Raw genomic sequence first — 22,586 nt, 5'->3', positions numbered from 1 at the left:
AACACCTCAACAGTTGTCCACAGCCCGGCCCGGCCCCACTCGCACGATGTCCGAGGCATCGGGTTGCATGGGGGCATGACGAACGACGACCTGCCCCTCACGGACCGCCAGGACCTGCGGACCTCCGCCGACGCCGTACTGAGCCGACTCGTCGGCGCTCCGGCGGGTACGGCCCGGCTGCGCGAGGACCAGTGGCGTGCCATCGAGGCGCTGGTCGCCGACCGGCGCAGAGCGCTGGTCGTGCAGCGCACCGGCTGGGGCAAGTCCGCGGTCTACTTCGTGGCGACGGCGCTGCTGCGCGAGCGGGGCGCCGGCCCCACCGTCATCGTCTCCCCTCTCCTGGCCCTCATGCGCAACCAGGTGGACGCCGCGGCCCGCGCCGGGATCCGGGCACGCACCATCAATTCCTCGAACACCGAGGAATGGGACACCATCCAGCGCGAGGTGTCCGCGGGCGAGGTCGATGTGCTCCTGGTGAGCCCCGAGCGCCTGAACAACCCCGACTTCCGCGACCGGGTGCTGCCGGAGCTGGCCGCGGCGACCGGTCTGCTCGTGGTCGACGAGGCGCACTGCATCTCGGACTGGGGTCACGACTTCCGTCCGGACTACCGGCGGCTGCGGACCATGCTCGCCGACCTGCCGCCCGGCGTCCCGGTCCTCGCCACCACCGCGACGGCCAACGCACGCGTGACGGCCGACGTGGCCGAACAGCTGGGCACCGGCGGCGGGACGGACGCACTCGTCCTGCGCGGTCCCCTCGACCGGGAGAGCCTCAGCCTCGGGGTGCTCCGGCTGCCCGACGCCGCCCACCGCATGGCCTGGCTCGCCGAGCACCTCGACGAGCTCCCGGGCTCGGGCATCGTGTACACACTCACGGTGGCCGCGGCCGAGGAGGTCACCGCGTTCCTGCGGCAGAGCGGACACGCGGTGGCGTCGTACACCGGCAAGACGGAGAACGCGGACCGCGAGCAGGCCGAGGAGGACCTGCTCGCCAACCGGGTGAAGGCGCTGGTCGCCACGTCCGCCCTGGGCATGGGGTTCGACAAGCCGGATCTGGGTTTCGTGGTGCACCTGGGCTCGCCGTCCTCGCCCATCGCGTACTACCAGCAGGTGGGACGCGCCGGGCGTGGCGTGGCGCACGCCGAGGTGCTGCTCCTGCCCGGCAAGGAGGACCAGGCGATCTGGGAGTACTTCGCCTCGATCGCGTTCCCTCCGGAGGAGCAGGTGCGCCGCACACTGGACGTGCTCGCGTACGCGGAGCGGCCGCTCTCGCTGCCCGCCCTGGAACCGCTGGTGGAACTGCGGCGGTCCCGGCTGGAGACGATGCTCAAGGTCCTCGACGTGGACGGTGCGGTACGGCGCGTCCAGGGCGGTTGGATCTCGACGGGCGTCCCCTGGGTGTACGACACGGAGCGGTACGCCTGGGTCGCCAAGCAGCGCGCGGCCGAGCAGCAGGCGATGCGCGACTACGTCACGACGACGGACTGCCGCATGGAGTTCCTGCGCAGGCAGCTGGACGACGAGGGGGCGGCACCGTGCGGCCGCTGCGACAACTGCGCGAAGCCCCGGTTCACGGACTCCGTGTCACCCGCCGCGCTGGCCGCCGCACACGGTGAGCTCGCGCGCGCGGGTGTCGAGGTCGAACCCCGGAAGATGTGGCCGACGGGACTGCCCGCGGTGGGCGTCGACCTGAAGGGGCGTATCCCCGCGGGTGAACAGGCGTCCACCGGCCGGGCGCTGGGACGGCTGTCCGACATCGGCTGGGGCAACCGGCTGCGGCCGATGCTCACCCCGCAGGCATCGGACGGCCCCGCGCCGGACGATGTCGTCCAGGCCGTGATCGGGGTGCTGGCCGACTGGGCGAAGGGGCCGGGCGGCTGGGCGTCCGGACAGCCCGACGCACCGTCGCGGCCGGCCGGTGTCGTCACCATGGCCTCGCGCACCCGTCCGCAGCTCGTCCGGTCCCTGGGCACTCGCGTCGCGGAGATCGGCCGGCTGCCGCTGCTGGGCTCACTGGAGTACACCGACCAGGTCGCCCGGGTCCCCCGCAGCAACAGCGCGCAGCGGCTCAAGGCGCTGCACGGAGCGCTCACCGTGCCGCCCGCCCTCGCCGAGGCCCTGCGGGCGGCCGGCGGTCCCGTGCTGCTCGTGGACGACATGACCGAGACGGGCTGGACACTGGCGGTCGCCGCACGCATGCTGCGACGTGCCGGCGCACAGGAGGTGCTGCCGCTGGTGCTGGCCGTACAGGGATGACCGCCGTACGGCGGCCTCCCCCGCTTCCGCCGATGCCGTCCCGACAGGCGGTGACTGTCCTGGGGCATGCCTCGCACGGCGGGTGACCGCCGTGCGGCGGGCCGTCGCCGCAGAAGTCCGGAAACGCTCGCAGGGAGGCACCCGTACAGGGACGGCCCGTCGCAAAGGCGGCGGCCCCGGTCAACTCACGCATCGCCCTGGAACCCACAGCGCAGGGATATAGGCGACAGATCACCAGAAAGCAGTCAGCAACACCGATTGCTCGTTGCCGCAACGAAGTTCGACGGCAAGAATTGAAGTCCGCTCCCGCACGGTTCCTCCAGCGTCTCACCAAGGCCCCGCGCGGTACGCGCCCCCATGTCCACCCCGCCCGCAGTGTGGGCGCGTAGCCGAAGGGAGGATCGTGACCTTCGGAATCGCTCCGTCCTCGGCGGCGAACACGTCGACCAGCACCGACCTGTACGCCGCTCCCGCCAACCCGGTGGCCCGCATACTCGAACCCGCGGAGTGGGCCGCCGCCGGTATCCCCCTGCTGCGCAACCCACGGGAAGTCGTCAGCGGACTGCACGCACGCCACCAGCCCCGGCCGGACACCGCGGTCGTGGCCGTTCTCGCCCCGGACGAACGGCTGCTGGCGAGCGCCTCGTTCGACCGCCGTCCGGCCACGGCGGACGGCTGGCTGTTCCGCAACGCGCTGCTCGCCCAGCTGCGCCGGGTGATTCCGCACGACCTGAGGCGCCGCACTCCGGTACGCACGGCGGTGCTGCTCTACTGCCGCGACGGAGACGGGCGCTGGACGGAGGAGGACGGGGCGTGGATGTGGGGGTTGCGGGACGCCTGCACGCTGCACGGGCTGCGCTGCGGGGCGTACATCACGTTGACACGTGAGGGCTGGCAGGTCCTCGGGGAGGGCCGGGGCGGGCGCCGCCCCCACGCGGGTTCCCCCGCGGAGCCCCTTGCCGCCGCCCCGCCACCGCCGCGCACCGGAGGTGCCGCGTCGGAGATGCTGCGGCGGGCCGCCGCCCGCTGACCCGGCAGCCCGGGCCACCCGCAGCACAGGACGTGACCGGCACCGCGCAACCCGGCACGGAGTCCGTACGGAGCGCCCGGCGGCCGGCTTCCAGCCACATGCCCTCTCGGGCGCGCACTCCCACCGGCCCATGGCACACCCCGCGCCCCAGTACGGACGACTTCGAGCGAGGACGCCGAAGACGGGAACCGGAGACGCGGGGCGCAGGAGGACCGGGCGCGCGGGCTGCCGCGGGAAGCGCTCAGACCCCCGCGCCCAGCACCGAGTTGATCCGCTGCGGGTCCCCGCAGACGATCAGCAGCGCGCCGGCGCGCTTGAGAGCCAGAGGCAGCGCCTGTCCGGCGGCGGCGTCGGTGCCCCCGTTGACGGCGACCACGACGACGGGACGGGGCTGGGCCCGGTCGGCGGCAGCGGCGTCCACGTAGAAGACGTCGTCTCCCGCGTCGTGCTGCGACCAGTAGGCGGCCTCACCGAAGGACAGCTCGTGCGCGGCCCACGGGTGCGGCTCGCCGGTGGTGATGACGAGCACCTCCCCGGGAGCACGGCCCGACTCGAACAGCAGGTCGACGGCTTCCTCCGCCGCGTCCAGCGCACCCTCCGGAGGGGCCGGGATCAACTGGATCTGTGGGGTGGTGGCAGCGGCGGCCGCAGCCGGAGGGGCCGCGGCGGCGGCCGGAGCGGACTGGGGCCCCGGCTTGGCGGGGGCGGTGTCGCGCGGTGCGCGTTGGCCCGGCGTCGGCCTGGCAGGCCCCGGACGACCGGGACGCGCCGGGGCCGCGGGGCGGGGACCGGGTACGGGGCGAGGGGTGGGCGCGACGCGGCCGCCGGCCGGAATGGCGCGCGGACCCTGGGCACTCTCGTGAATCTGAGGCTCCTCGGGAGGCATGATCTGATGTTAATCAAACGCAGGTGCGACTCGCGTCGGCGGGTGGCACATGAGTACGAACGAAACCGATTAGAAATCGAAGCCGAGTTGGCCTTCGATCTCCGGAACGCTTCCGTCCGCGCAGTTGCGGACCTTCTTGAGATGCCGCCACTGGGGCAGCGCATCAAGATACGCCCACGACAGCCGGTGGTAGGGGGTGGGACCCCACTCCGCCAGCGCGGCCTTGTGCACGGGAGACGGATACCCGGCGTTGGCCGCAAAACCGAAGTGTGCATGTTCGACGGCCAGTTCGGCCATCATTTTGTCGCGCTGGACCTTGGCGATCACCGACGCGGCCGCGACAGCCACGCACGACTGGTCCCCCTTGATCACCGTACGTACCCGCCAGGGTGCTCCCAGGTAGTCGTGCTTCCCGTCGAGGATCACCGCGTCGGGCCGCACCGGCAGAGCGTCCAGCGCACGCTGGGCGGCGAGCCGCAGGGCGGCCGTCATACCCAGCTCGTCGATCTCCTCGGGGGAGGCGTGTCCCAGGGCGTACGAGGTCACCCACTTGCGCAGGGTCTCGGCCAGCTCGGTGCGCCTCTTGATCGTGAGGAGCTTGGAGTCGGTGAGGCCCTCCGGCGGTCGACGCAGGCCCGTGACCGCCGCGCAGACGGTGACGGGACCGGCCCACGCGCCGCGACCCACCTCGTCGACACCGGCAATGACCTTGGCTCCGGTCGTGGCGCGAAGGGAGCGCTCGACGGTGTGGGTAGGCGGTTCGTACGGCATGACGCCCTTAGCCTACGCCGCCCCGAATCCCGCACGACACCCCGGTCACCCCTGGCGCCTTCGAGTACCCGCGGGGGTCGCACCGGACGCCCGGCCACCTCCTCGGCGCCTCCGCCGAGCGCCCGGGCGGATCGCCCCCTTCATTCGCTCGCGCACACCCTTGAGCAGCTCCCCATCACGACCCGTCAGGGACTGAAGAGCGCCGAGAAGAGCAGCACGACATGGCTGTTCGCCGCGTCGGACCGTACCGGGCCCGGCGGTGCCGCATCCGTCGGCGATCGGCGGGTGCGCGAACGGGAAGGACCGCGCTAACGTCCCGGTACCCACTCCGGCAGTTCCTCCGTCTGCCGTGCCCACTCCTCGGGCGGCGCACCCGCCCCTCCGGAGGCGACGATCCCGCCGACGATGGCGCAGGTCGTGTCGACATCACCGCCGGCCTGGGCCGTCGTCCAGAACGCCCGCTCGTAGTCGCCGAGGGCCCGCGCAGCCGACCAGAGCGCGAACGGCACGGTGTCGTGCGCCGACGTGCGCCGCCCGCAGCCCAGGACGGCCGCGACCGTACCCGCGTCCTCGTAGTCGAGCATGTCGCGGGCGCGGCGCAGTCCGGCGGCGACGGCGCTCTTCGGCACCAGCGCGACGACCCCGTCGAGCAGTTCCCCGGCGTTCGGCGGTCCCGCCGGACCGGCCGCCAAGGCGGCGGCCGCCGCGACGGCCATGGCGCCGGCCACGGCCTCGCGGTGCTGGTGGGTGGGGTACGCCGAGATCTCCGCCTGGTGCGTCGCCTGCTCGGGGTCGTCCGCGTACCAGGCGCCCAGAGGGGCGATCCGCATCGCGGCACCGTTGCCCCAGGACCCCCGTCCGTCGAACAGCCCGGACGCCAGCCGCCGCCAGTCACCGCCTTCCCGGACCAGCCGCAGCAGCCGGTTCACGGCGGGCCCGTACCCACGGTCGAAGTCGTGGTGCTCAGCGAAGGAACGGGCCAGTTCGTCCTGGTCGATCCGGTGCCGGTCCGCGAGGACGGCCACCACGGAGCAGGCCATCTCCGTGTCGTCCGTCCACTGCCAGGGGCCGGACGGCGTCGCGCGGCGCCGGAGCAGCGGGATGTTATCGGGGACGAAGAACTGCGAGCCCAGCGCGTCACCGACCGAGAGTCCGCGCAGGCTCGCCAGGGCCCGCTCCAGACGCCGGCCGGTGGCGGAGTGCGAGGAGTCGGACGAGCGAGAGGAGTGAGACGGGCGGGGGGCGCGAGAGGAGCCGCGCGAGCGAGGCGAGCGGAAGGAGTGAGCGGTCATCGCCCCGCCACTCTAAGTGACCGCCCGTCGTGCCGCCACCCTATCCGGTGGCGCCGTACGACTGCGGTTCCCGCCAGCGTTCGAAGGGACGGTCGAGCGTGTACCTGCCGTCCTCGCCCAGTACGAGCATCCGCGTCTCCCCGTTCCCCGGGTTGGACAGCGACTCGAACTCCGCGACCGACCAGTGGAACCAGCGCATGCAGAACAGCCGCATGGCCAGGCCGTGGGTCACCAGGAGCACGTTCGGCGGGTGGTCGGGGTTCTCGAAGCTGCGGAACAGGCTCTCCAGGAAGCCGCCGACCCGGTCGTACACGTCGGCCCCGGACTCGCCCTGCGCGAAGCGGTAGAAGAAGTGCCCATAGGCGTCCCGGTACGCCTTCTGCAGCCGTACGTCGTCGCGGTCCTGCCAGTTGCCCCAGTCCTGTTCGCGCAGCCGCGGCTCCTCGCGGACGCGCACCAGCCCGGGGTCGAGCCGGAAGGCCCGGAAGGTCTCGTGGGTGCGCCGGTACGGGGAGACGTACACGCTGACGTGCTCCCGGCCGAACAGCCGGCGGAGCCGTTCGCCCGTCTCCTCCGCCTGCAGCCGGCCCCGCTCGGTGAGCGCCAGCGCGTGGTCGGGTTCGCGTTCGTACACCGTGTCGTCGGCGTTGCCCTCCGACTCGCCGTGCCGGACAAGGACGATGCGCCGTGGTCGTGCCATGCCGAAACCCTAGATCGGGTGACCGCCGATCGAGCACCAGTGCGGGCCTCATACGGTCTAGGTCACACGGCTCCCGCGCGTCCGGAGAGTGCGCCGCACCGCGGACCTCATACCGTCCAGCCGGGCTCCAGCTCCACGATGTCGCCCGCCAGCGCCGCGACGTCCGCCTCCACCTGGGTTCTCAGCGCGAGCCGTTCGACGCGCTCGGCGCGGTACTTGCCGTGCTCGGCGGCCGACTGCCACATGGACAGGATCAGGAACTCGTGCCCGGGCGCCTCGCCGAACAGACCGCGGAGCATGCCGGGCGAGCCGGCCATCGCGGGGTTCCAGACCTTCTCCTGCATCAGCGCGAAGTGCTCGGCGCGCTCCTCGTGCACCCGGCAGTGCGCCACCCGCACCAGATCGGCGTCCGTGAAACGCGGTTCGAAGCCGGTCTTCACGTCGAAGCGGTGGTCGAACAGCTTGGCCTGCTGGTTCTTGAAGGTGCCCGACTGCGAGGCGGCGAGCCGGTCGTGGGAGCGCGCCATGAAGGAGTCGTAGAAGGTGCGGTTCTCCCAGAACGAGAAGACGTGGGCCACACCCGGGCGCACCCGGCTCCAGCCACCGCCCTGCCCTCGGAAACCCGGCTCCCCCGGAAGCCCCGCCCACTTCCGCTGCCCCCGTTCGAACCCCCGGCGGTCCATCACGGTGCAGCGTGTCCACTTGACCAGCACCGCGCCATGGTAAGGCCACAGGACGTGGCGCCGGTCACGCGCTGTCGCGGCGCATCGGCGCACACGTCGCGCGCGCGTGCGAGGATGGGCAACTGGCTTGGACTGCACGTCAGTTCAGGTGACAGACACACCGTGACAAAGGGAGGGAGATCCGGTGAAGGGCCTCAACAAGGGCATTCGCAAGGTCGAGGTGTCGGTGAAGTGGGACCCCAGTCCGCTGGGACAGCCGTCCGTGGACCTGGATCTCCTGGCCGCGACCTACCTGGCATCGGCCCCGCACGGAGACCCCGACTACGTGGTGAGTTTCGACAGCCGCTCCCCCGACGGCACCATCACCCTGGGCCGGGACAGCAAGACCGGTCAGGGCTTCGGCTGGGACGAGGTCATGGTCCTGGAGCTGGACCGGCTCGCCCCGCGTTACGCGCGCGTGGTGGTCGGTGTCGCCATCCAGCAGCAGAACGGCAAGAAGACGTTCGCCGACATCCAGCACCCCGCGCTGCGCATACGCGAGGGCTACGACGTCATGGACGAGCACGACTTCGGCGACGCGCGCGGGGCGACGGCCGCGACCGTGGCGGAGTTCGTGCGCGACGACGCCGGCGTGTGGAGCTTCCGCCCCGACCTCCAGGGGTACGACGCGGACCCCGCGTCCTTCGCCCGGATCATGGGCGCTCCCCGGCAGCCCTGAGCCCGCCCGCGACCGCCGGAGGGCGATACGGCTGTGGGCCGTACCGCCCTCCGGCGTGTCGGATCAGCTGCAGCCGCTGGTCGAGCCGCAGCCCTCGCAGATGTAGCAGGAACCGGCCCGCTGCATCTTCGTGCCGCAGGAGAAGCAGAGCGGGGCGTCCGCCTGGATACCCAGCTGCATCTCCACCAGCTCGGCGCTGGTGTGGGCCTGCTTCGGGGCGGGCCTGACCCCCTCGTCCTCGGCCTTCGGCGTGGTGACGGCCTTCAGCTCCTGCGCGCGGGGCGCGGACTGGGCGAGGCCCTCGACGTCGACCTCCTCCTCCGCCGGCTCGTACGAACCGGTCTCGAGGTGGCGCTGGCGCTCCTCGGCGGAGTGGATGCCGAGCGCGGAGCGGGTCTCGAAGGGCAGGAAGTCGAGCGCCAGGCGGCGGAAGATGTAGTCGACGATCGACTGCGCCATCCGCACGTCCGGGTCGTCCGTCATGCCGGCCGGCTCGAAGCGCATGTTCGTGAACTTCGAGACGTACGTCTCCAGCGGCACACCGTACTGGAGGCCCACCGAGACGGCGATGGAGAAGGCGTCCATCATGCCCGCGAGCGTGGAGCCCTGCTTCGACATCTTCAGGAAGACCTCGCCGAGGCCGTCGTCCGGGTAGGAGTTGGCGGTCATGTAGCCCTCGGCGCCGCCGACGGTGAACGACGTGGTGATGCCGGGACGTCCCTTCGGGAGGCGCTTGCGGACCGGGCGGTACTCGACGACCTTCTCGACCGTCTCGCGGATCGTCTCCTCCGCCTTCTCCGCGATCTTCTCCTTCTCGTCCTTCTTCTTCGCGGAGAGCGGCTGGCCGACCTTGCAGTTGTCGCGGTAGATGGCGAGCGCCTTGACGCCCATCTTCCATGCCTCGAAGTAGATCTCCTCGACCTCCTCGACGGTCGCCGACTCCGGCATGTTGACCGTCTTGGACAGGGCGCCGGAGATCCACGGCTGGATCGCGGCCATCATGCGCACGTGGCCCATCGGGGAGATGGCGCGCTCGCCCATCGCGCAGTCGAACACCTCGTAGTGCTCCTGCTTGAGGGCCGGGGCGTCGATCACGTTGCCGTTCTCGGCGATGTGGGCGACGATCGCCTCGATCTGCTCCTCCTGGTAGCCCAGGCGGCGCAGGGCCTGCGGGACGGTGCCGTTGACGATCTGCATCGAGCCGCCGCCGACCAGCTTCTTGAACTTGACCAGCGCGAGGTCGGGCTCCAGGCCGGTGGTGTCGCAGGACATCGCCAGACCGATGGTGCCGGTCGGGGCGATGACGGACGCCTGGGCGTTGCGGAAGCCGTTCTTCTCGCCGAGGCGGAGCACGTCCTGCCAGGCCTCCGTGGCGGCGGCCCAGACCGGGGTGTCCAGGTCGTCCATGCGGACGGCCTTCTCGTTCTCGTCGGCGTGCTGCTTCATCACGCGCAGGTGCGGCTGGGCGTTCAGGGCGTAGCCGTCGTACGGGCCGACGACCGCGGCGAGCTCGGCGGAGCGGCGGTAGGAGGTGCCGGTCATCAGGGAGGTGATGGCACCGGCGAGGGCACGGCCGCCGTCGGAGTCGTACGCGTGGCCGGTCGCCATCAGCAGGGCGCCGAGGTTGGCGTAGCCGATGCCGAGCTGGCGGAAGGCGCGGGTGTTCTCACCGATCTTCTCGGTCGGGAAGTCGGCGAAGCAGATGGAGATGTCCATCGCCGTGATGACCAGCTCGACGACCTTCTGGAAGCGCTCGGCCTCGAAGGACTGGTTGCCCTTGCCGTCGTCCTTCAGGAACTTCATCAGGTTCAGCGAGGCGAGGTTGCAGGACGTGTTGTCCAGGTGCATGTACTCGCTGCACGGGTTCGAGCCGTTGATACGGCCGGACTCCGGGCACGTGTGCCAGTGGTTGATCGTGTCGTCGTACTGGATGCCCGGGTCGGCGCAGGCCCAGGCGGCCTCGGCCATCTTGCGGAACAGGGCCCTGGCCTCGACCTCCTCGATGACCTCGCCGGTCATGCGGGACGTCAGGCCGAACTTGCCGCCGGACTCGACGGCCTTCATGAAGGTGTCGTTGACCCGGACCGAGTTGTTGGCGTTCTGGTACTGGACGGACGTGATGTCGTCGCCGCCCAGGTCCATGTCGAAGCCCGCGTCACGGAGGGCGCGGATCTTCTCCTCCTCCTTGACCTTCGTCTCGATGAAGTCCTCGATGTCCGGGTGGTCGACGTCGAGGATGACCATCTTGGCGGCGCGGCGGGTGGCACCACCGGACTTGATGGTGCCGGCGGAGGCGTCGGCGCCGCGCATGAAGGAGACGGGGCCGGAGGCGTTGCCGCCGGAGGAGAGCAGCTCCTTGGAGGAGCGGATGCGGGACAGGTTCAGGCCGGCGCCGGAGCCGCCCTTGAAGATCATGCCCTCTTCCTTGTACCAGTCGAGGATCGACTCCATGGAGTCGTCGACGGACAGGATGAAGCAGGCGGAGACCTGCTGGGGCTGCGGGGTTCCGACGTTGAACCAGACCGGGCTGTTGAAGCTGAAGATCTGGTGCAGGAGGGCGTACGCCAGCTCGTGCTCGAAGATCTCGGCGTCGGCGGGCGAGGCGAAGTACTTGTAGTCCTCACCGGCCTTCCGGTACGTCTTCACGATGCGGTCGATGAGCTGCTTGAGGCTCACCTCGCGCTGCGGCGTACCGACGGCACCGCGGAAGTACTTACTGGTGACGATGTTGACCGCGTTCACCGACCAGAACTCGGGGAACTCGACGCCACGCTGCTCGAAGTTGACCGAGCCGTCGCGCCAGTTGGTCATGACGACGTCACGGCTCGCCCACTCGACCTCGTCGTACGGATGCACGCCGGGGGTCGTGTGGATCCGCTCGATACGCAGTCCCTTGGTGGCCTTGGTGCCCTTCGCGCGGGAACCTCGTGCTGCCGGACCGCTCGCCGTCTCTGTCATGCCGCCTCCCTGTATCGGGCTAAAACGCCCTGAAGTGCCACTTTGTTTCCGTGGCACGGTGTTCCTGTCATATGTCGCGGCGCCGCTCAATCATCCGCGACAGGTCTTGATCGTCGCCCGTCGCCGGGGCCTGGACGGCCCGGCCGGGCGGCCCGCCGGTCAGTCGGCGGTGCGGGCGGGCACGGGGACCTGTCCGGTCCTCCCGGGCCCGTGCGCGGGCTCCGCGCACTCCGCGGCGGCACCCTTGCCGTCCTCGTCGTCCGCGGCCGAGCGCTTGTCCCGCTCTTCCCTGAGTTCCGCGATGGCGGCCTCGAAGTCCTCCAGCGAGCCGAACGCCCGGTAGACCGAGGCGAACCTCAGATAGGCCACGAGGTCGAGCTCCTGCAACGGGCCGAGTATGGCCAGTCCCACGTCGTGGGTGGTCAGCTCGGCACTGCCGGTGGCGCGCACCTGTTCCTCGACCCGCTGGCCGAGCTGGGCGAGCGCGTCCTCGGTGACGGGACGCCCCTGGCATGCCTTGCGCACGCCATTGATCACCTTGGTGCGGCTGAAGGGCTCCGTGACGCCGGACCGCTTGATCACCATCAGTGAGCACGTCTCCACCGTCGTGAAGCGACGGGTGCAGTCGGGACACTGGCGGCGCCTGCGGATCGACGTGCCGTCATCGGTCGTACGGGAGTCGACGACACGGCTGTCGGGGTGCCTGCAGAAGGGGCAGTGCATGGGACTCCGAACCCTCCTCCACAGCAGACTCAACAGCCTCGCCGGGCCACTGGAGCCCCGCGAAGCAGCCCCCAGCATAGGCGATCCCCGTGGGCCCGGAGACCAGGGGGACCACAACTTCTGGGTCGCTCCCGCAATCCAAGCACTACATGTAGGGATCGGCGCGAAAAACCGCCCACGCCGCGCGTGTCGCACACGTATCGGCATATGCCTCGGAGTGCGCCCGGCCGCGACGTCCCGGACGTTTCCCGCGGAGGCGGGCGCGGCTACGGCGAGCGCGGCACGGACAGGGCCGCACGGAGGAGCCGGCGCACGCGCGCGAGGGCACCGGATGGCAGACTGGGGCGCGCGGCGGCGGGGGGCACACAGGGCCCCGTCCCGGCGGTGAAGAGTACACGCAGTGACCTCTCTGCCCGCCGGGCAGCGCCTTACACCCTGACCCGCGATCGCGTCAGGCGATCGGCACTTTTTCACTCGAACGTGTGTTTGGCGCAACCTTTCGAAAGCCTCTACCGTTGTCCAGCACGGGAGAACATCGAGAGGGGCCGACGACGTGACCACCACCGCAGACAGCGCCAGCGCCACCATCACCACCCAGGACCGTTCCCGGGGCGGTTACGACCAGGTGCACGCGATCAACGAAGCCACGACCCAGGAGGGACCGAAGAGGTCCCTGCCCGGCCGACCTCCCGGCATCCGGGCCGACAGCTCGGGGCTCACGGATCGGCAGCGTCGCGTCATCGAGGTCATCAGGGACTCCGTGCAGCGGCGCGGCTACCCGCCGTCGATGCGCGAGATCGGTCAGGCGGTCGGGCTGTCCAGCACCTCGTCGGTGGCGCACCAGCTGATGGCCCTGGAGCGCAAGGGCTTCCTGCGGCGCGACCCGCACCGGCCGCGCGCGTACGAGGTGCGCGGCTCCGACCAGACGACGGCGCAGCCCACGGACACCGCGGGCAAGCCGGCCGCGTCGTACGTCCCGCTCGTCGGCCGGATCGCCGCCGGCGGCCCGATCCTCGCCGAGGAGTCCGTCGAGGACGTCTTCCCCCTCCCGCGTCAGCTCGTCGGCGACGGTGAGCTCTTCGTGCTGAAGGTCGTCGGTGACTCGATGATCGAGGCCGCGATCTGTGACGGGGACTGGGTGACGGTCCGCCGCCAGCCCGTCGCCGAGAACGGCGACATCGTGGCCGCGATGCTCGACGGCGAGGCCACCGTGAAGCGCTTCAAGCGCGAGGACGGCCACGTCTGGCTCCTCCCGCACAACGCGGCCTACGAACCGATTCCCGGCGACGACGCGACCATCCTCGGCAAGGTGGTGGCCGTACTGCGGCGGGTGTGAGCCCCGGGCGAGAACACACCGCCCCCGATCCGGGCCCCGGAACCCCCTGCGCCGGTTCCGGGGTCCTGTGCTGTCCACCTCGCAGGACCCCCGGGCACCCCGGCTCCCGTAGCGCTTGAGCGGCCGGTTACGCTCCGTCCCGTCCGGGACGGAGCGTAACCGGCCGTCGTTCTGTCTAAGCCTCCGCCGCTTCCGCCGCCTGCGCCGCCTTGTCGATGGCGGCGAGCGACCGGCGCACCTGGTTGCGGTCCGTCGTGTACCAGAAGTCGGGCAGCGACGCCTTCAGATAGCTTCCGTACCGGGCCGTCGCCAGCCGCTGGTCGAGCACGGCGACCACACCGCGGTCCCCGGACGCCCGGACGAGACGGCCGGCGCCCTGGGCCATCAGCAGGGCGGCGTGGGTGGCGGCCACGGCCATGAAGCCATTGCCCCCCGCCTCCTCGACGGCCTTCTGGCGGGCGCTCATCAGCGGGTCGTCGGGACGCGGGAAGGGAATCTTGTCCATGACGACGAGCTGGCAGCTCGGTCCTGGCACATCGACGCCCTGCCAGAGGGAGAGCGTCCCGAAGAGGCAGGTCTTCGGGTCCGCCGCGAAGTTCTTGATCAGCTCGCCGAGCGTCTCCTCGCCCTGCAGGAGAACCGGGTACTCGGGGATGCGGGTGCGCAGCTCCTCGGCCGCCAGCTGGGCCGCCCGCATCGAGGAGAACAGACCGAGGGTGCGTCCGCCCGCCGCCTGGATCAGCTCGGTGAGCTCGTCCAGCATGTCCGCGCGGTCGCCGTCCCGCGCGGGACGTGACAGGTGCTTGGCGACGTAGAGGATGCCCTGCTTGCGGTAGTCGTACGGTGAGCCGACGTCGACGCCCTTCCACTGCGGGACGTCCTCGCCCTGGGTGCCCTCCGGGGCGAGGCCCAGGGAGGCACCCACCCCGTTGAAGTCGCCGCCGAGCTTCAGCGTCGCCGAGGTGAGGATCACCGAGCGGTCCGTGAAGAGCTTCTCCCTGAGGAGACCCGACACCGACATCGGCGCGACGCGCAGCGACGCCCCGAAGCGGTCGTGGCGCTCGTACCAGACGACGTCCCACTCGGAGCCGTTGCTGATCCGCTCCGCCACGTCGTGCACGTTCTCCACGGACGCCAGCGCCTGCTTGCGTACCGCGTCCTCGTCCTGGACGGACTTGTCGCGGGTGCTGCCGAGTGCCGAGATCACCGCACGGGCGGCGTCCCGGAGCGCCATCAGCGCATAGCCGAGGTCCTCCGGGATCTCCTCCAGCCGGCCCGGCAGGGCGAGCTCCATGAGCCGCTCGAAGCCCTCGGCGGCGGTCTGGAGCTGGTCGGCGATCTTCTCGTTGACGAGCTTGGCCGCGCGGCGCACCGCGCGGTTCACCTGGCCCGGGGTGAGCTCCCCCGTGGCCACGCCCGTGACCCGGGAGACCAGCTCGTGCCCCTCGTCGACGATCAGCACCTCGTGCTGCGGCAGCACGGGGGCGCCCTCGATGGCGTCGATGGCGAGCAGGGCGTGGTTGGTGACGACGACCTCGGCCAGCTTGGCGCGCTCGCGTGCCATCTCGGCGAAGCACTCGGCGCCGTACGCGCACTTCGACGCGCCGAGGCACTCGCGGGAGGACACCGACACCTGGGACCAGGCCCGGTCGGAGACGCCCGGGGTGAGGTCGTCGCGGTCACCCGTCTCGGTCTCCTGGGACCAGTCGCGCAGCCGCACGAGGTCCTGGCCCGGCCTGCTGGTGGGGGCGGCCGCCTCGAACTGGTCGAAGAGTCCCTCCTCCTCGTCCTGCGGCACCCCCTCGTGCAGTCGGTGCAGGCACAGGTAGTTCGACCGGCCCTTCAGCATCGCGAACTCCGGGCGGCGGCGCAGCAGCGGGTGCAGCGCGTCGACCGTACGCGGCAGGTCCCGCTCCACGAGCTGCCGTTGCAGCGCCAGGGTGGCCGTCGCCACGACCACGGGCTCCCCGTGCGCCAGCGCGGGCACCAGGTAGCCGAGCGACTTTCCGGTGCCGGTGCCCGCCTGGACCAGCAGGTGGGAGCCGTCGTCGATCGCCTCCGCGACGGCTTCGGCCATGGTCACCTGGCCGGGGCGCTCCGTGCCGCCGACAGCGGCGACGGCAGCATGCAGGAGTTCGGGAAGTGAGGGCTTCGTCATAGCGCGACCACCCTACGGCCCGGCACTGACAACCGTGCGGTCGAGGCGGGAACGGGCGGTGTGATCAGGACGGGCGGCTGCGGGCCGGCGTCGACGGTCGGGGGACGAGCGGCGCCGGCGGGCACGCGGCGGGCGGCGTCACAGCACATCGCGCAGTGCCCGGTCCCGGACCATGAGGGCGGCTCGCCGGTCGGTCAGGTCGAGTTCGGCGGACAGCCGGAAGCCCGCGCTCAGGAAGGCGGAGACGTAGGGCGTGTTGCGGAGGTCGGGTCCGGCGACGACGCGCGCGCAGGAGGGCCGCCTGGCGAGAACGAGGTCCGCGACGGCCCGGAGCAGGACGGAGCCGGTTCCCCGCCCCCGGTCGGCGACACCGCCGATGAGGAGGTGGACGCCGGTGTCGTGCGGCCGGGCCGGATAGTGCCGGGCGACGGGGTGCAGATCCGCGCGGTAGACCTCCCAGTAGCTCATGGGGGTGCCGTCCAGCACGCCCAGGCAGGGCACGCTGCGCCCGTCCCCGTCGAACTGGCGGCGCAGGTGCCGTTCGGTCACGGATCCGGGCCCGGCGAGCTGCCAGAAAACAGCTACCGCGGGGTCGTTCATCCAGCGCGCGATCAGGGGCACGTCGCGCTCGACCCGTACGGGCCTCAGGTGCAGCGGGCCCATCGGGGTCACGGCCGGACCCCAGTCGGCGAGGTGGTCGAGCAGGTCCCCCGCCGGCTCCGGACCGGACACCCCGGCGCCCCGGTCCTGGCACTCGTCCTCCCGGCCGAGCAAGGACAGGAAGTCCTCGGTCAGACGGAGATCGAGCGTGTCCTCGTTGTCCTGCGCATTGTCCTGGGTGTCGGAAGACACGGTCACACTCCTTCAGTCACCGCGGTCACATCGGGTCACCTTCAGTCACCTCAGTCCCTTCAGTTACCTCAGTCACCTTCAGTCGAGGGATGAGTCGAGCACACGGCCGCCACCGCGTCCACCAGCCGGTCGAGCACCGCGTCCACCTGCTCGTCCGTGATCGTCAGGGGCGGCAGCAGACGTACGACGGCGGCATGGTGCCCGCCGAGTCCCACGATGAGGCCGCGCCGCAGGCACTCCCTCCGTACCGCGGCGGCGAGTGCGGGGGCGGCCGGCCGCGGGGTGGAGCCGGCCGGAGCCCCCTCCGGACCGACCAGTTCCACGCCGACCATCAGCCCGCGGCCGCGTACGTCACCGACGCACGGGAATCGCTGCCACAGCTCCCGGAGTCGGCCGAGCACCCGGGCGCCCAGCGCCTCGGCGCGCTCGGCGAGACGGTTCTCACGGACGTACGAGAGGGTGGCCGTGCCGGCGGCCATGGCCAGCTGGTTGCCGCGGAAGGTGCCCACGCGACCGTCGGGTCCCGGTACGTCGAGGTCGTCGCGGTGGACCACGACGGCCAGGGGCAGGCTGCCGCCGACGGCCTTCGACAGGACCATCACGTCGGGCACGACGCCGCTGTGCTCCACCGCCCAGAAGCGTCCGGTGCGGCCCACGCCGGTCTGTGCCTCGTCCGCGATCAGCGGGATGGAGCGCGCGGCGGTGATCTCGCGCATCCGGCGCATCCAGCCGTCCGGCGCGGGGACCACCCCGCCCTCGTCCTGGACGGGTTCGACGATCATCCCGGCGGGCCGGGGCGTACCGGGGCGCGCGTCGTCGAGCAGGGACTCCGTCCAGCGGGCGGCGAGTTCGGCACCGTGCTCGCCGCCCACGCCGAACGGGCAGCGGAAGTCCTGGGGATAGGGCAGCCGCGTCACCCGCGCCCCGGCCACGTCCGCGAAGGTCTCGGCGGCTTCGGCGGCTTCGGGGGCGTTCCCGGCCGTCCCGTGGTGGGCGCCGGTGAAGGCGAGCATCCCGGAGCGCCCGGTCGCGGCGCGCACCAGCGCGAAGGCCGCCTGCACCGCGTCCGTCCCGGCCGGTCCGCAGAACCGCACGCGCGCGTGGTCCGCGAGTCCGGGCGGCAGCGTCCGCCACAGCTCGGTGGTGAAGGCGTCCTCGACGGGCGTCGCCAGGCCGGGGGCGTGCAGCGGCGCCCCCGAGTCCAGGACGCCGTGGATCGCCTCCAGCACCACGGGGTGGTTGTGGCCGAGCGCGAGCGCGCCCGCGCCGGACGTGCAGTCCAGGTAGCGGCGCCCGTCCGCGCCCTCGATGGTCAGCCCGCGTGCCCGCACCGGCACGACGGGCAGCGCGTGCGCATAGGTGCGGGCCGCCGGCTCACGGGCCGGCTGACGGCGCGGAACACCGCCGTGCGCCGCTCGCACGCTCGCGCTCCCCCGCTCCTCGCCGTACCCCTTCGTTGCACGCGTTCCCTCGGGTCCGCGCTCCGCGGTGATGTCCGCGGACTCGGTCACACCCACGACGGCGGTTCCTTCCGCTTCCGGCAGCGAGTCGGCCGGGGCCCGAGCACGGACGGCGGGCCCCTTGCCGTACCAACGACGCGGCGCGCACCGGGAAGCGGGCGAGCCGGAGATCGTTGCGCGGCGGACGGGCGGCCCGGCGGGATCACTCGTGACGCGACCGTCGCCGGTCCGCCGGAAGTGCCGCGCGGCGGTCGCACACGGCGACCGCATACTGTGTGATGCCGTCACGGACGGACCTCCTGGCACGGGAGTTCACACCGGAACACGGTGCGGCGAACCGTACCGGGCCGCGCGCGGGGGCGCGTACGAAGAGGAGACGTACGCGACCGGAGGTGTGCGGCCGGTGTCCGCCGCGGAGGCCGACCGCTTCGGCAGCACAGGATTCTTCGCTCCAGCGCTCCAGGGGGAGTTTCACACCATGCGATCCATACGTCCGCTCTTCGCCGCCCGCCGAGTCCGGGGCGCGCGCCGCAGAACCTCCCCCGTGCCGGCCGCCGTCGGGCTGGCCATGGCGCTCGCGCTGACCGCCACGGCCTGTGGCTCGGGCGACGACGGCGGCGCGGACGCGGCGCCCGCCACCGAGGACTCCCCGGGGAAGGACGGCAGGATCGAGATCCCGGACCGCATCAAGGACAAGCTGAAAGAGCACGGGATCGACGTCGACAAGTGGCGCGACGGCGCCTGGAAGGACTGGGACCGGCAGGACTGGCTGCGCGAGGCCGAGGACTTCGTCAACCCGATCATCCAGGACCTCTGGGACCCGGACCGGATGCGGGAGGCGGAGGAGCCGCAGAAGGAGGTCGACGCGAGCGACCTCACGGGTGACCGGGGCGTGACCGATCCGACTCCGGCGCCCGTACAGGCCAGTGCCGTGCCGGCGGGGTACCACGACAACGTGCCCGAGGCGGGCAAGGTGTTCTTCGACTCGCCCGAGGGCACGATGGTCTGCTCGGCGACCGTGGTCGAGGACCCGGCCAACCCGGGCAGGTCGAACCTGGTGTGGACGGCCGGTCACTGCGTGCACGCGGGCAGGTCGGGCGGCTGGTACCGCAACATCGCGTTCGTGCCGTCGTACAACGACAGCGCGATGAGCGCGGCGGACGTGCAGACCGCCACGAAGGAGGAGATCGCTCCGTACGGCGTCTGGTGGGCCGACTGGGCGCAGTCCTCCGAGCAGTGGATCGAGCAGGGCGGTCGGACCGGCGGTGACGGCGCGTCGTACGATTTCGCGGTCATCCATGTGACGCCGGAGGAGGGCGGCGACGGCAGGTCGCTGGAGGAGACGGTCGGTTCGGCGCTGCCCGTGGACTTCGACGCGCCGGCGGTGCCGGACGTGGAGAGCATCACCGCGACCGGGTACCCGGCCTCGGCGCCCTACGACGGCCAGACGCTGTACCAGTGCACGGACGCGCCCGGCCGGTTGTCGCTCCTCGCGTCGGACCCGACGATGTACCGCATCGGCTGCACCATGACCGGCGGCGCGTCCGGCGGCGGCTGGGTGGCGACCGGCTCGGACGGCAGGCCGGCGCTGGTGTCCAACACCTCCATCGGCCCCGTGAGCGCGGGCTGGCTGGCGGGTCCGCGGCTGGGCACGGAGGCCGAGGGCGTCTACGAAGCGGTGAGCGAGAAGTTCGCCGGGCAGTGATGTGCGCGCGGGCGGGCCGGGCGCCCGGATACGCTTCCGCCCACCCGTTGTCCGCTCCCGCGCGCCGCACGCGATGAGGCGCGCCAGACAGCAGTCCACCGGGGGGCGCACCATGTTCTCCGCACTTCGGCACCGTGTACTCGCCGCGGCGGGAGTCGCCGTGGCGCTGGCGTTGACCGCGACGGCCTGCGAGCCGGGTCACGGCGGCGCGGGCGGCGTCTCCCGGCCGCCGGGCCGCACCGGCGACAGCCTCGCCGACCGGCTCAGCCGGTTGGGCATCGACGTCGACCACTGGCGGGACGGCGGGTGGCGGGACTGGGACCGGTGGTCCGGTGCGGCCGAGGACTTCGTCAACCCGGTGATCGCGGGGCTGTGGCAGCCCGACCGGATGCGGTCCGCCGACGCGGCCGGGAAGACCGTCCCGGCTCGGGACGCCCTCGCCCACCGGCAGCTCAGCGATCCCCCGCCGCCCTTGGCCGAAGCCGTGCCCGAACGCACCCCGTATCGCGAGTACGCCGCTCCCATGGGCAAGCTCTTCTTCGACTCCCCCGGGGGCTCCCTGGTCTGCTCGGGCACGGTCGTGCGGGACGTGTACCACCCGGGAAAGTCCAACCTGGTGTGGACGGCGGGCCACTGCGTGCACGCGGGCAGGTCGGGCGGCTGGTACCGCAACATCGCCTTCGTCCCGGCCTTCAACGACCTGGGCAGGTCCGAGGCCGGGCTGGCGGACGCCACCGAGCGGGAGGTCGCCCCGTACGGCCTGTGGTGGGCGGACCGGGCCGCCACCTCCGAGCAGTGGATCAGGAACGGCTCAGAGACCGGGGGCGCCGGTGCCGCGTACGACTACGCGGTCCTGCGCGTACGCCCGGAGTCGGGCGGCAGGTCGCTGGAGGAGACGGTCGGCACGGCCCTGCCCGTGGACTTCTCCGCGCCGCCCGTGTCCGAGGTCGGCCCCGTGAGCGTGTGGGGTTACCCGGCCGCACCCCCGTACGACGGCCTCACGATGTTCCGTTGCGTCGACCGGCCCCGCCGTCTGTCGCTGGGCCCGGAGCTGCCGACGATGTACCGCGTCGGCTGCCCCCTGACCGGTGGCGCGTCCGGCGGCGGCTGGTTCCGGCGCGTCGGCGACCGGCTCGAACTGGTGTCGAACACGTCGATCGGCCCGGTCGACGGCGCCTGGCTCGCCGGACCGCGACTGGGCGGGGACGCCAAGCGCGTGTACGACACGATGGGCGCCCGGTACGGCGGCCGGTAGCCGTCGGCCGGACGCACACCGCGCGATGCCGGTCTGCGCCTGTGCGGAGGCCCGCCCCCACACGTTCGCGGGGGGGCGGGCCTCCGTCCGTGGTGCGTGCGGCCGGTCCGCTGACGGCCGGGGCGCGTGCGGTGGATCAGACCGCGGGTGCCGGTACGTACGGCGCCAGGTCCGCGGCCAGTTCCTCGTGGACCCGCACCTTGAGCAGCGTGCCCTCCGCGGTGTGCTCCTCGGAGATCACCTCGCCCTCGGTGTGGGCGCGGGCGACCAGCCTGCCCAGCGTGTACGGCACCAGCACCTCGAGCTCGACCGACGGCCGCGGCAGCTCGTTGTCGATCAGTGCGAGCAGTTCGTCGACGCCCTGGCCGGTACGGGCCGAGACGGCGATGGCGCGCTTCTCGATCCGCAGCAGCCGCTGGAGCGACAGCGGGTCGGCCGCGTCCGCCTTGTTGATCACGACGATCTCGGGCACGCCGGTGGCGCCGACATCCCGGATCACCTCGCGCACGGCGGCCAGCTGCTCCTCCGGGTTCGGGTGCGAACCGTCCACCACGTGCAGGATCAGGTCGGAGTCGCCGACCTCCTCCATCGTGGAGCGGAACGCCTCGACGAGGTGGTGCGGCAGGTGGCGGACGAACCCGACGGTGTCCGCCAGCGTGTACAGCCGCCCGCTCGGGGTCTCGGCCCGGCGCACGGTCGGGTCGAGGGTCGCGAACAAGGCGTTCTCCACCAGCACACCCGCGCCCGTGAGGCGGTTGAGCAGCGAGGACTTGCCGGCGTTGGTGTAGCCCGCAATGGCGACCGAGGGCACCTTGTTGCGCCGGCGCTCCTGGCGCTTGATCTCGCGGCCGGTCTTCATCTCCGCGATCTCCCGGCGCATCTTCGCCATCTTCTCGCGGATCCGCCGCCGGTCCGTCTCGATCTTGGTCTCACCGGGACCGCGGGTGGCGAGGCCGCCGCCCTTGCCGCCGCCCATCTGCCGGGACAGCGACTGGCCCCAGCCGCGCAGCCTCGGCAGCATGTACTGCATCTGCGCGAGCGCCACCTGCGCCTTGCCCTCGCGGGACTTGGCGTGCTGGGCGAAGATGTCGAGGATCAGGGCCGTACGGTCGATGACCTTGACCTTGACGACATCCTCGAGGTGGATGAGCTGGCCGGGGCTGAGCTCACCGTCGCAGATGACGGTGTCCGCGCCGGACTCCAGCACGATGTCCCGCAGCTCGCCCGCCTTGCCGGAGCCGATGTAGGTCGCCGCGTCCGGCTTGTCGCGGCGCTGGATCACGCCGTCGAGCACGAGCGCGCCCGCGGTCTCCGCGAGGGCGGCCAGCTCGGCCAGCGAGTTCTCGGCGTCCTGAGCGGTTCCCGAGGTCCAGACACCCACGAGGACGACGCGCTCCAGGCGGAGCTGGCGGTACTCGACCTCGGTGACGTCCTCGAGCTCGGTGGAGAGGCCGGCCACGCGGCGCAGCGCCGCGCGCTCGGAGCGGTCGAACTGGTCGCCGTCCCGCTCTCCGTCGATCTCGTAGCTCCAGGCGACGTCCTCTTCCATCAGGGCATCGGCCCGGAGACCGTCGGAATAGTTCTGCTCGATGACACTCTGTGCGGCCTGGGAAGGGGAAGAAGAGGAGGTCATTGGATCCTTACGTCGATGGGAGTCGATGACTGCTCGAACGGCGACGGCTGTGCTCCGTCACTCATGACAACGTCCGGGTACCCCGGGAGATTCCCGGTACCGCCGCCCCGAGGGGCCGGGCCGCGACGCCGACCGGAAGATGGTCGCACGGCACGGCCCGTATCGGCACC

Annotated in this window: 17 protein-coding genes; 6 read left to right on the top strand and 11 right to left on the bottom strand. The window is 71.9% G+C overall.

Features of this window, described 5'->3' with window-relative positions:
• The first annotated feature begins 75 nt into the window (after positions 1-75).
• Positions 76-2,256, top strand: a complete 2,181-nt coding sequence (locus tag IEZ04_RS05180) for a RecQ family ATP-dependent DNA helicase (protein ID WP_189215475.1) — start codon at positions 76-78, stop codon at positions 2,254-2,256.
• A 403-nt stretch (positions 2,257-2,659) separates the two neighbouring features.
• Positions 2,660-3,286, top strand: coding sequence for a hypothetical protein (locus tag IEZ04_RS05175; RefSeq protein ID WP_189215474.1), 627 nt, complete (start codon positions 2,660-2,662; stop codon positions 3,284-3,286).
• 241 nt (positions 3,287-3,527) lie between these two features.
• Here the strand turns inward: IEZ04_RS05175 and IEZ04_RS05170 are convergent, their stop codons facing one another.
• The 5 genes from IEZ04_RS05170 to IEZ04_RS05150 all read right to left on the bottom strand — a co-directional run bounded on the left by IEZ04_RS05170 (position 3,528) and on the right by IEZ04_RS05150 (position 7,648).
• Positions 3,528-4,172 (bottom strand): hypothetical protein, encoded by a 645-nt coding sequence (locus IEZ04_RS05170; RefSeq protein WP_189215473.1) that lies wholly within the window; start codon positions 4,170-4,172, stop codon positions 3,528-3,530.
• Positions 4,173-4,241: 69 nt separating this feature from the next.
• Complete coding sequence (gene rnhB, locus IEZ04_RS05165) at positions 4,242-4,943, bottom strand: ribonuclease HII (protein WP_189215472.1); 702 nt, start codon at positions 4,941-4,943, stop codon at positions 4,242-4,244.
• 308 nt (positions 4,944-5,251) lie between these two features.
• The gene (locus IEZ04_RS05160; RefSeq protein WP_189215471.1) at positions 5,252-6,235 is read right to left on the bottom strand and encodes an ADP-ribosylglycohydrolase family protein; all 984 of its coding nucleotides are present in this window, start codon (positions 6,233-6,235) and stop codon (positions 5,252-5,254) included.
• A gap of 40 nt (positions 6,236-6,275) precedes the next feature.
• On the bottom strand, positions 6,276-6,935 hold the full coding sequence (locus tag IEZ04_RS05155; RefSeq protein ID WP_189215470.1) for a histidine phosphatase family protein: 660 nt from the start codon (positions 6,933-6,935) through the stop codon (positions 6,276-6,278).
• A 107-nt stretch (positions 6,936-7,042) separates the two neighbouring features.
• Positions 7,043-7,648 (bottom strand): YdbC family protein, encoded by a 606-nt coding sequence (locus tag IEZ04_RS05150; protein WP_189215469.1) that lies wholly within the window; start codon positions 7,646-7,648, stop codon positions 7,043-7,045.
• 154 nt (positions 7,649-7,802) lie between these two features.
• Here IEZ04_RS05150 and IEZ04_RS05145 point away from each other — a divergent pair, with 154 nt between their 5' ends.
• Positions 7,803-8,336 carry a TerD family protein gene (locus IEZ04_RS05145; protein WP_189215468.1) on the top strand — a complete coding sequence of 178 codons (534 nt, stop codon included), beginning with the start codon at positions 7,803-7,805 and terminating at the stop codon, positions 8,334-8,336.
• A gap of 63 nt (positions 8,337-8,399) precedes the next feature.
• Here the strand turns inward: IEZ04_RS05145 and IEZ04_RS05140 are convergent, their stop codons facing one another.
• Positions 8,400-11,294: a vitamin B12-dependent ribonucleotide reductase gene (locus IEZ04_RS05140; protein ID WP_189215467.1), complete on the bottom strand. Its 2,895-nt coding sequence runs from the start codon at positions 11,292-11,294 to the stop codon at positions 8,400-8,402.
• A gap of 159 nt (positions 11,295-11,453) precedes the next feature.
• Positions 11,454-12,017: a transcriptional regulator NrdR gene (gene nrdR / locus IEZ04_RS05135; protein ID WP_189215466.1), complete on the bottom strand. Its 564-nt coding sequence runs from the start codon at positions 12,015-12,017 to the stop codon at positions 11,454-11,456.
• 553 nt (positions 12,018-12,570) lie between these two features.
• On the opposite strand from nrdR, the gene lexA reads away from it, so the two are divergent.
• Entirely contained in the window at positions 12,571-13,353 is a 783-nt protein-coding gene (gene lexA, locus IEZ04_RS05130) for a transcriptional repressor LexA (protein WP_189215465.1), read from the top strand.
• Positions 13,354-13,528: 175 nt separating this feature from the next.
• On the opposite strand, the gene IEZ04_RS05125 is transcribed toward lexA, so the two are convergent.
• The 3 genes from IEZ04_RS05125 to IEZ04_RS05115 form a co-directional block, all read right to left on the bottom strand.
• Positions 13,529-15,511 (bottom strand): ATP-dependent DNA helicase, encoded by a 1,983-nt coding sequence (locus IEZ04_RS05125; RefSeq protein ID WP_189215464.1) that lies wholly within the window; start codon positions 15,509-15,511, stop codon positions 13,529-13,531.
• Between the two features lie 138 nt (positions 15,512-15,649).
• Positions 15,650-16,363 (bottom strand): GNAT family N-acetyltransferase, encoded by a 714-nt coding sequence (locus tag IEZ04_RS05120; protein ID WP_229820851.1) that lies wholly within the window; start codon positions 16,361-16,363, stop codon positions 15,650-15,652.
• 68 nt (positions 16,364-16,431) lie between these two features.
• The gene (locus tag IEZ04_RS05115) at positions 16,432-17,880 is read right to left on the bottom strand and encodes a diaminobutyrate--2-oxoglutarate transaminase family protein (RefSeq protein WP_189215462.1); all 1,449 of its coding nucleotides are present in this window, start codon (positions 17,878-17,880) and stop codon (positions 16,432-16,434) included.
• Positions 17,881-18,301: 421 nt separating this feature from the next.
• Between IEZ04_RS05115 and IEZ04_RS05110 the strand changes: the two genes are divergently transcribed.
• Positions 18,302-19,528: a trypsin-like serine peptidase gene (locus IEZ04_RS05110; protein WP_189215461.1), complete on the top strand. Its 1,227-nt coding sequence runs from the start codon at positions 18,302-18,304 to the stop codon at positions 19,526-19,528.
• A gap of 73 nt (positions 19,529-19,601) precedes the next feature.
• Positions 19,602-20,783 carry a trypsin-like serine peptidase gene (locus IEZ04_RS05105; RefSeq protein WP_373296254.1) on the top strand — a complete coding sequence of 394 codons (1,182 nt, stop codon included), beginning with the start codon at positions 19,602-19,604 and terminating at the stop codon, positions 20,781-20,783.
• 136 nt (positions 20,784-20,919) lie between these two features.
• On the opposite strand, the gene hflX is transcribed toward IEZ04_RS05105, so the two are convergent.
• Positions 20,920-22,416, bottom strand: a complete 1,497-nt coding sequence (gene hflX, locus IEZ04_RS05100; RefSeq protein WP_189215459.1) for a GTPase HflX — start codon at positions 22,414-22,416, stop codon at positions 20,920-20,922.
• Between the last annotated feature and the right edge of the window lie 170 nt (positions 22,417-22,586).

The organism is Streptomyces ruber, assembly GCF_014648075.1.
Classification (GTDB): domain Bacteria; phylum Actinomycetota; class Actinomycetes; order Streptomycetales; family Streptomycetaceae; genus Streptomyces; species Streptomyces ruber.
The sequence above is the reverse complement of the archived record's forward strand: the minus strand, read 5'-3'. Positions and strand labels throughout refer to the sequence as shown.

What these genes read in the sequence shown, in the direction of transcription:
- IEZ04_RS05110 (WP_189215461.1), top strand. Translation starts at nt 18,302, where the DNA reads ATGCGATCCATACGTCCGCTCTTCGCCGCCCGCCGAGTCCGGGGCGCG.
- rnhB (WP_189215472.1), bottom strand. Translation starts at nt 4,943, where the DNA reads ATGCCGTACGAACCGCCTACCCACACCGTCGAGCGCTCCCTTCGCGCC.
- IEZ04_RS05105 (WP_373296254.1), top strand. Translation starts at nt 19,602, where the DNA reads ATGAGGCGCGCCAGACAGCAGTCCACCGGGGGGCGCACCATGTTCTCC.
- IEZ04_RS05180 (WP_189215475.1), top strand. Translation starts at nt 76, where the DNA reads ATGACGAACGACGACCTGCCCCTCACGGACCGCCAGGACCTGCGGACC.
- IEZ04_RS05155 (WP_189215470.1), bottom strand. Translation starts at nt 6,935, where the DNA reads ATGGCACGACCACGGCGCATCGTCCTTGTCCGGCACGGCGAGTCGGAG.
- hflX (WP_189215459.1), bottom strand. Translation starts at nt 22,416, where the DNA reads ATGACCTCCTCTTCTTCCCCTTCCCAGGCCGCACAGAGTGTCATCGAG.
- IEZ04_RS05170 (WP_189215473.1), bottom strand. Translation starts at nt 4,172, where the DNA reads ATGCCTCCCGAGGAGCCTCAGATTCACGAGAGTGCCCAGGGTCCGCGC.
- IEZ04_RS05140 (WP_189215467.1), bottom strand. Translation starts at nt 11,294, where the DNA reads ATGACAGAGACGGCGAGCGGTCCGGCAGCACGAGGTTCCCGCGCGAAG.
- IEZ04_RS05125 (WP_189215464.1), bottom strand. Translation starts at nt 15,511, where the DNA reads ATGACGAAGCCCTCACTTCCCGAACTCCTGCATGCTGCCGTCGCCGCT.
- nrdR (WP_189215466.1), bottom strand. Translation starts at nt 12,017, where the DNA reads ATGCACTGCCCCTTCTGCAGGCACCCCGACAGCCGTGTCGTCGACTCC.
- IEZ04_RS05160 (WP_189215471.1), bottom strand. Translation starts at nt 6,235, where the DNA reads ATGACCGCTCACTCCTTCCGCTCGCCTCGCTCGCGCGGCTCCTCTCGC.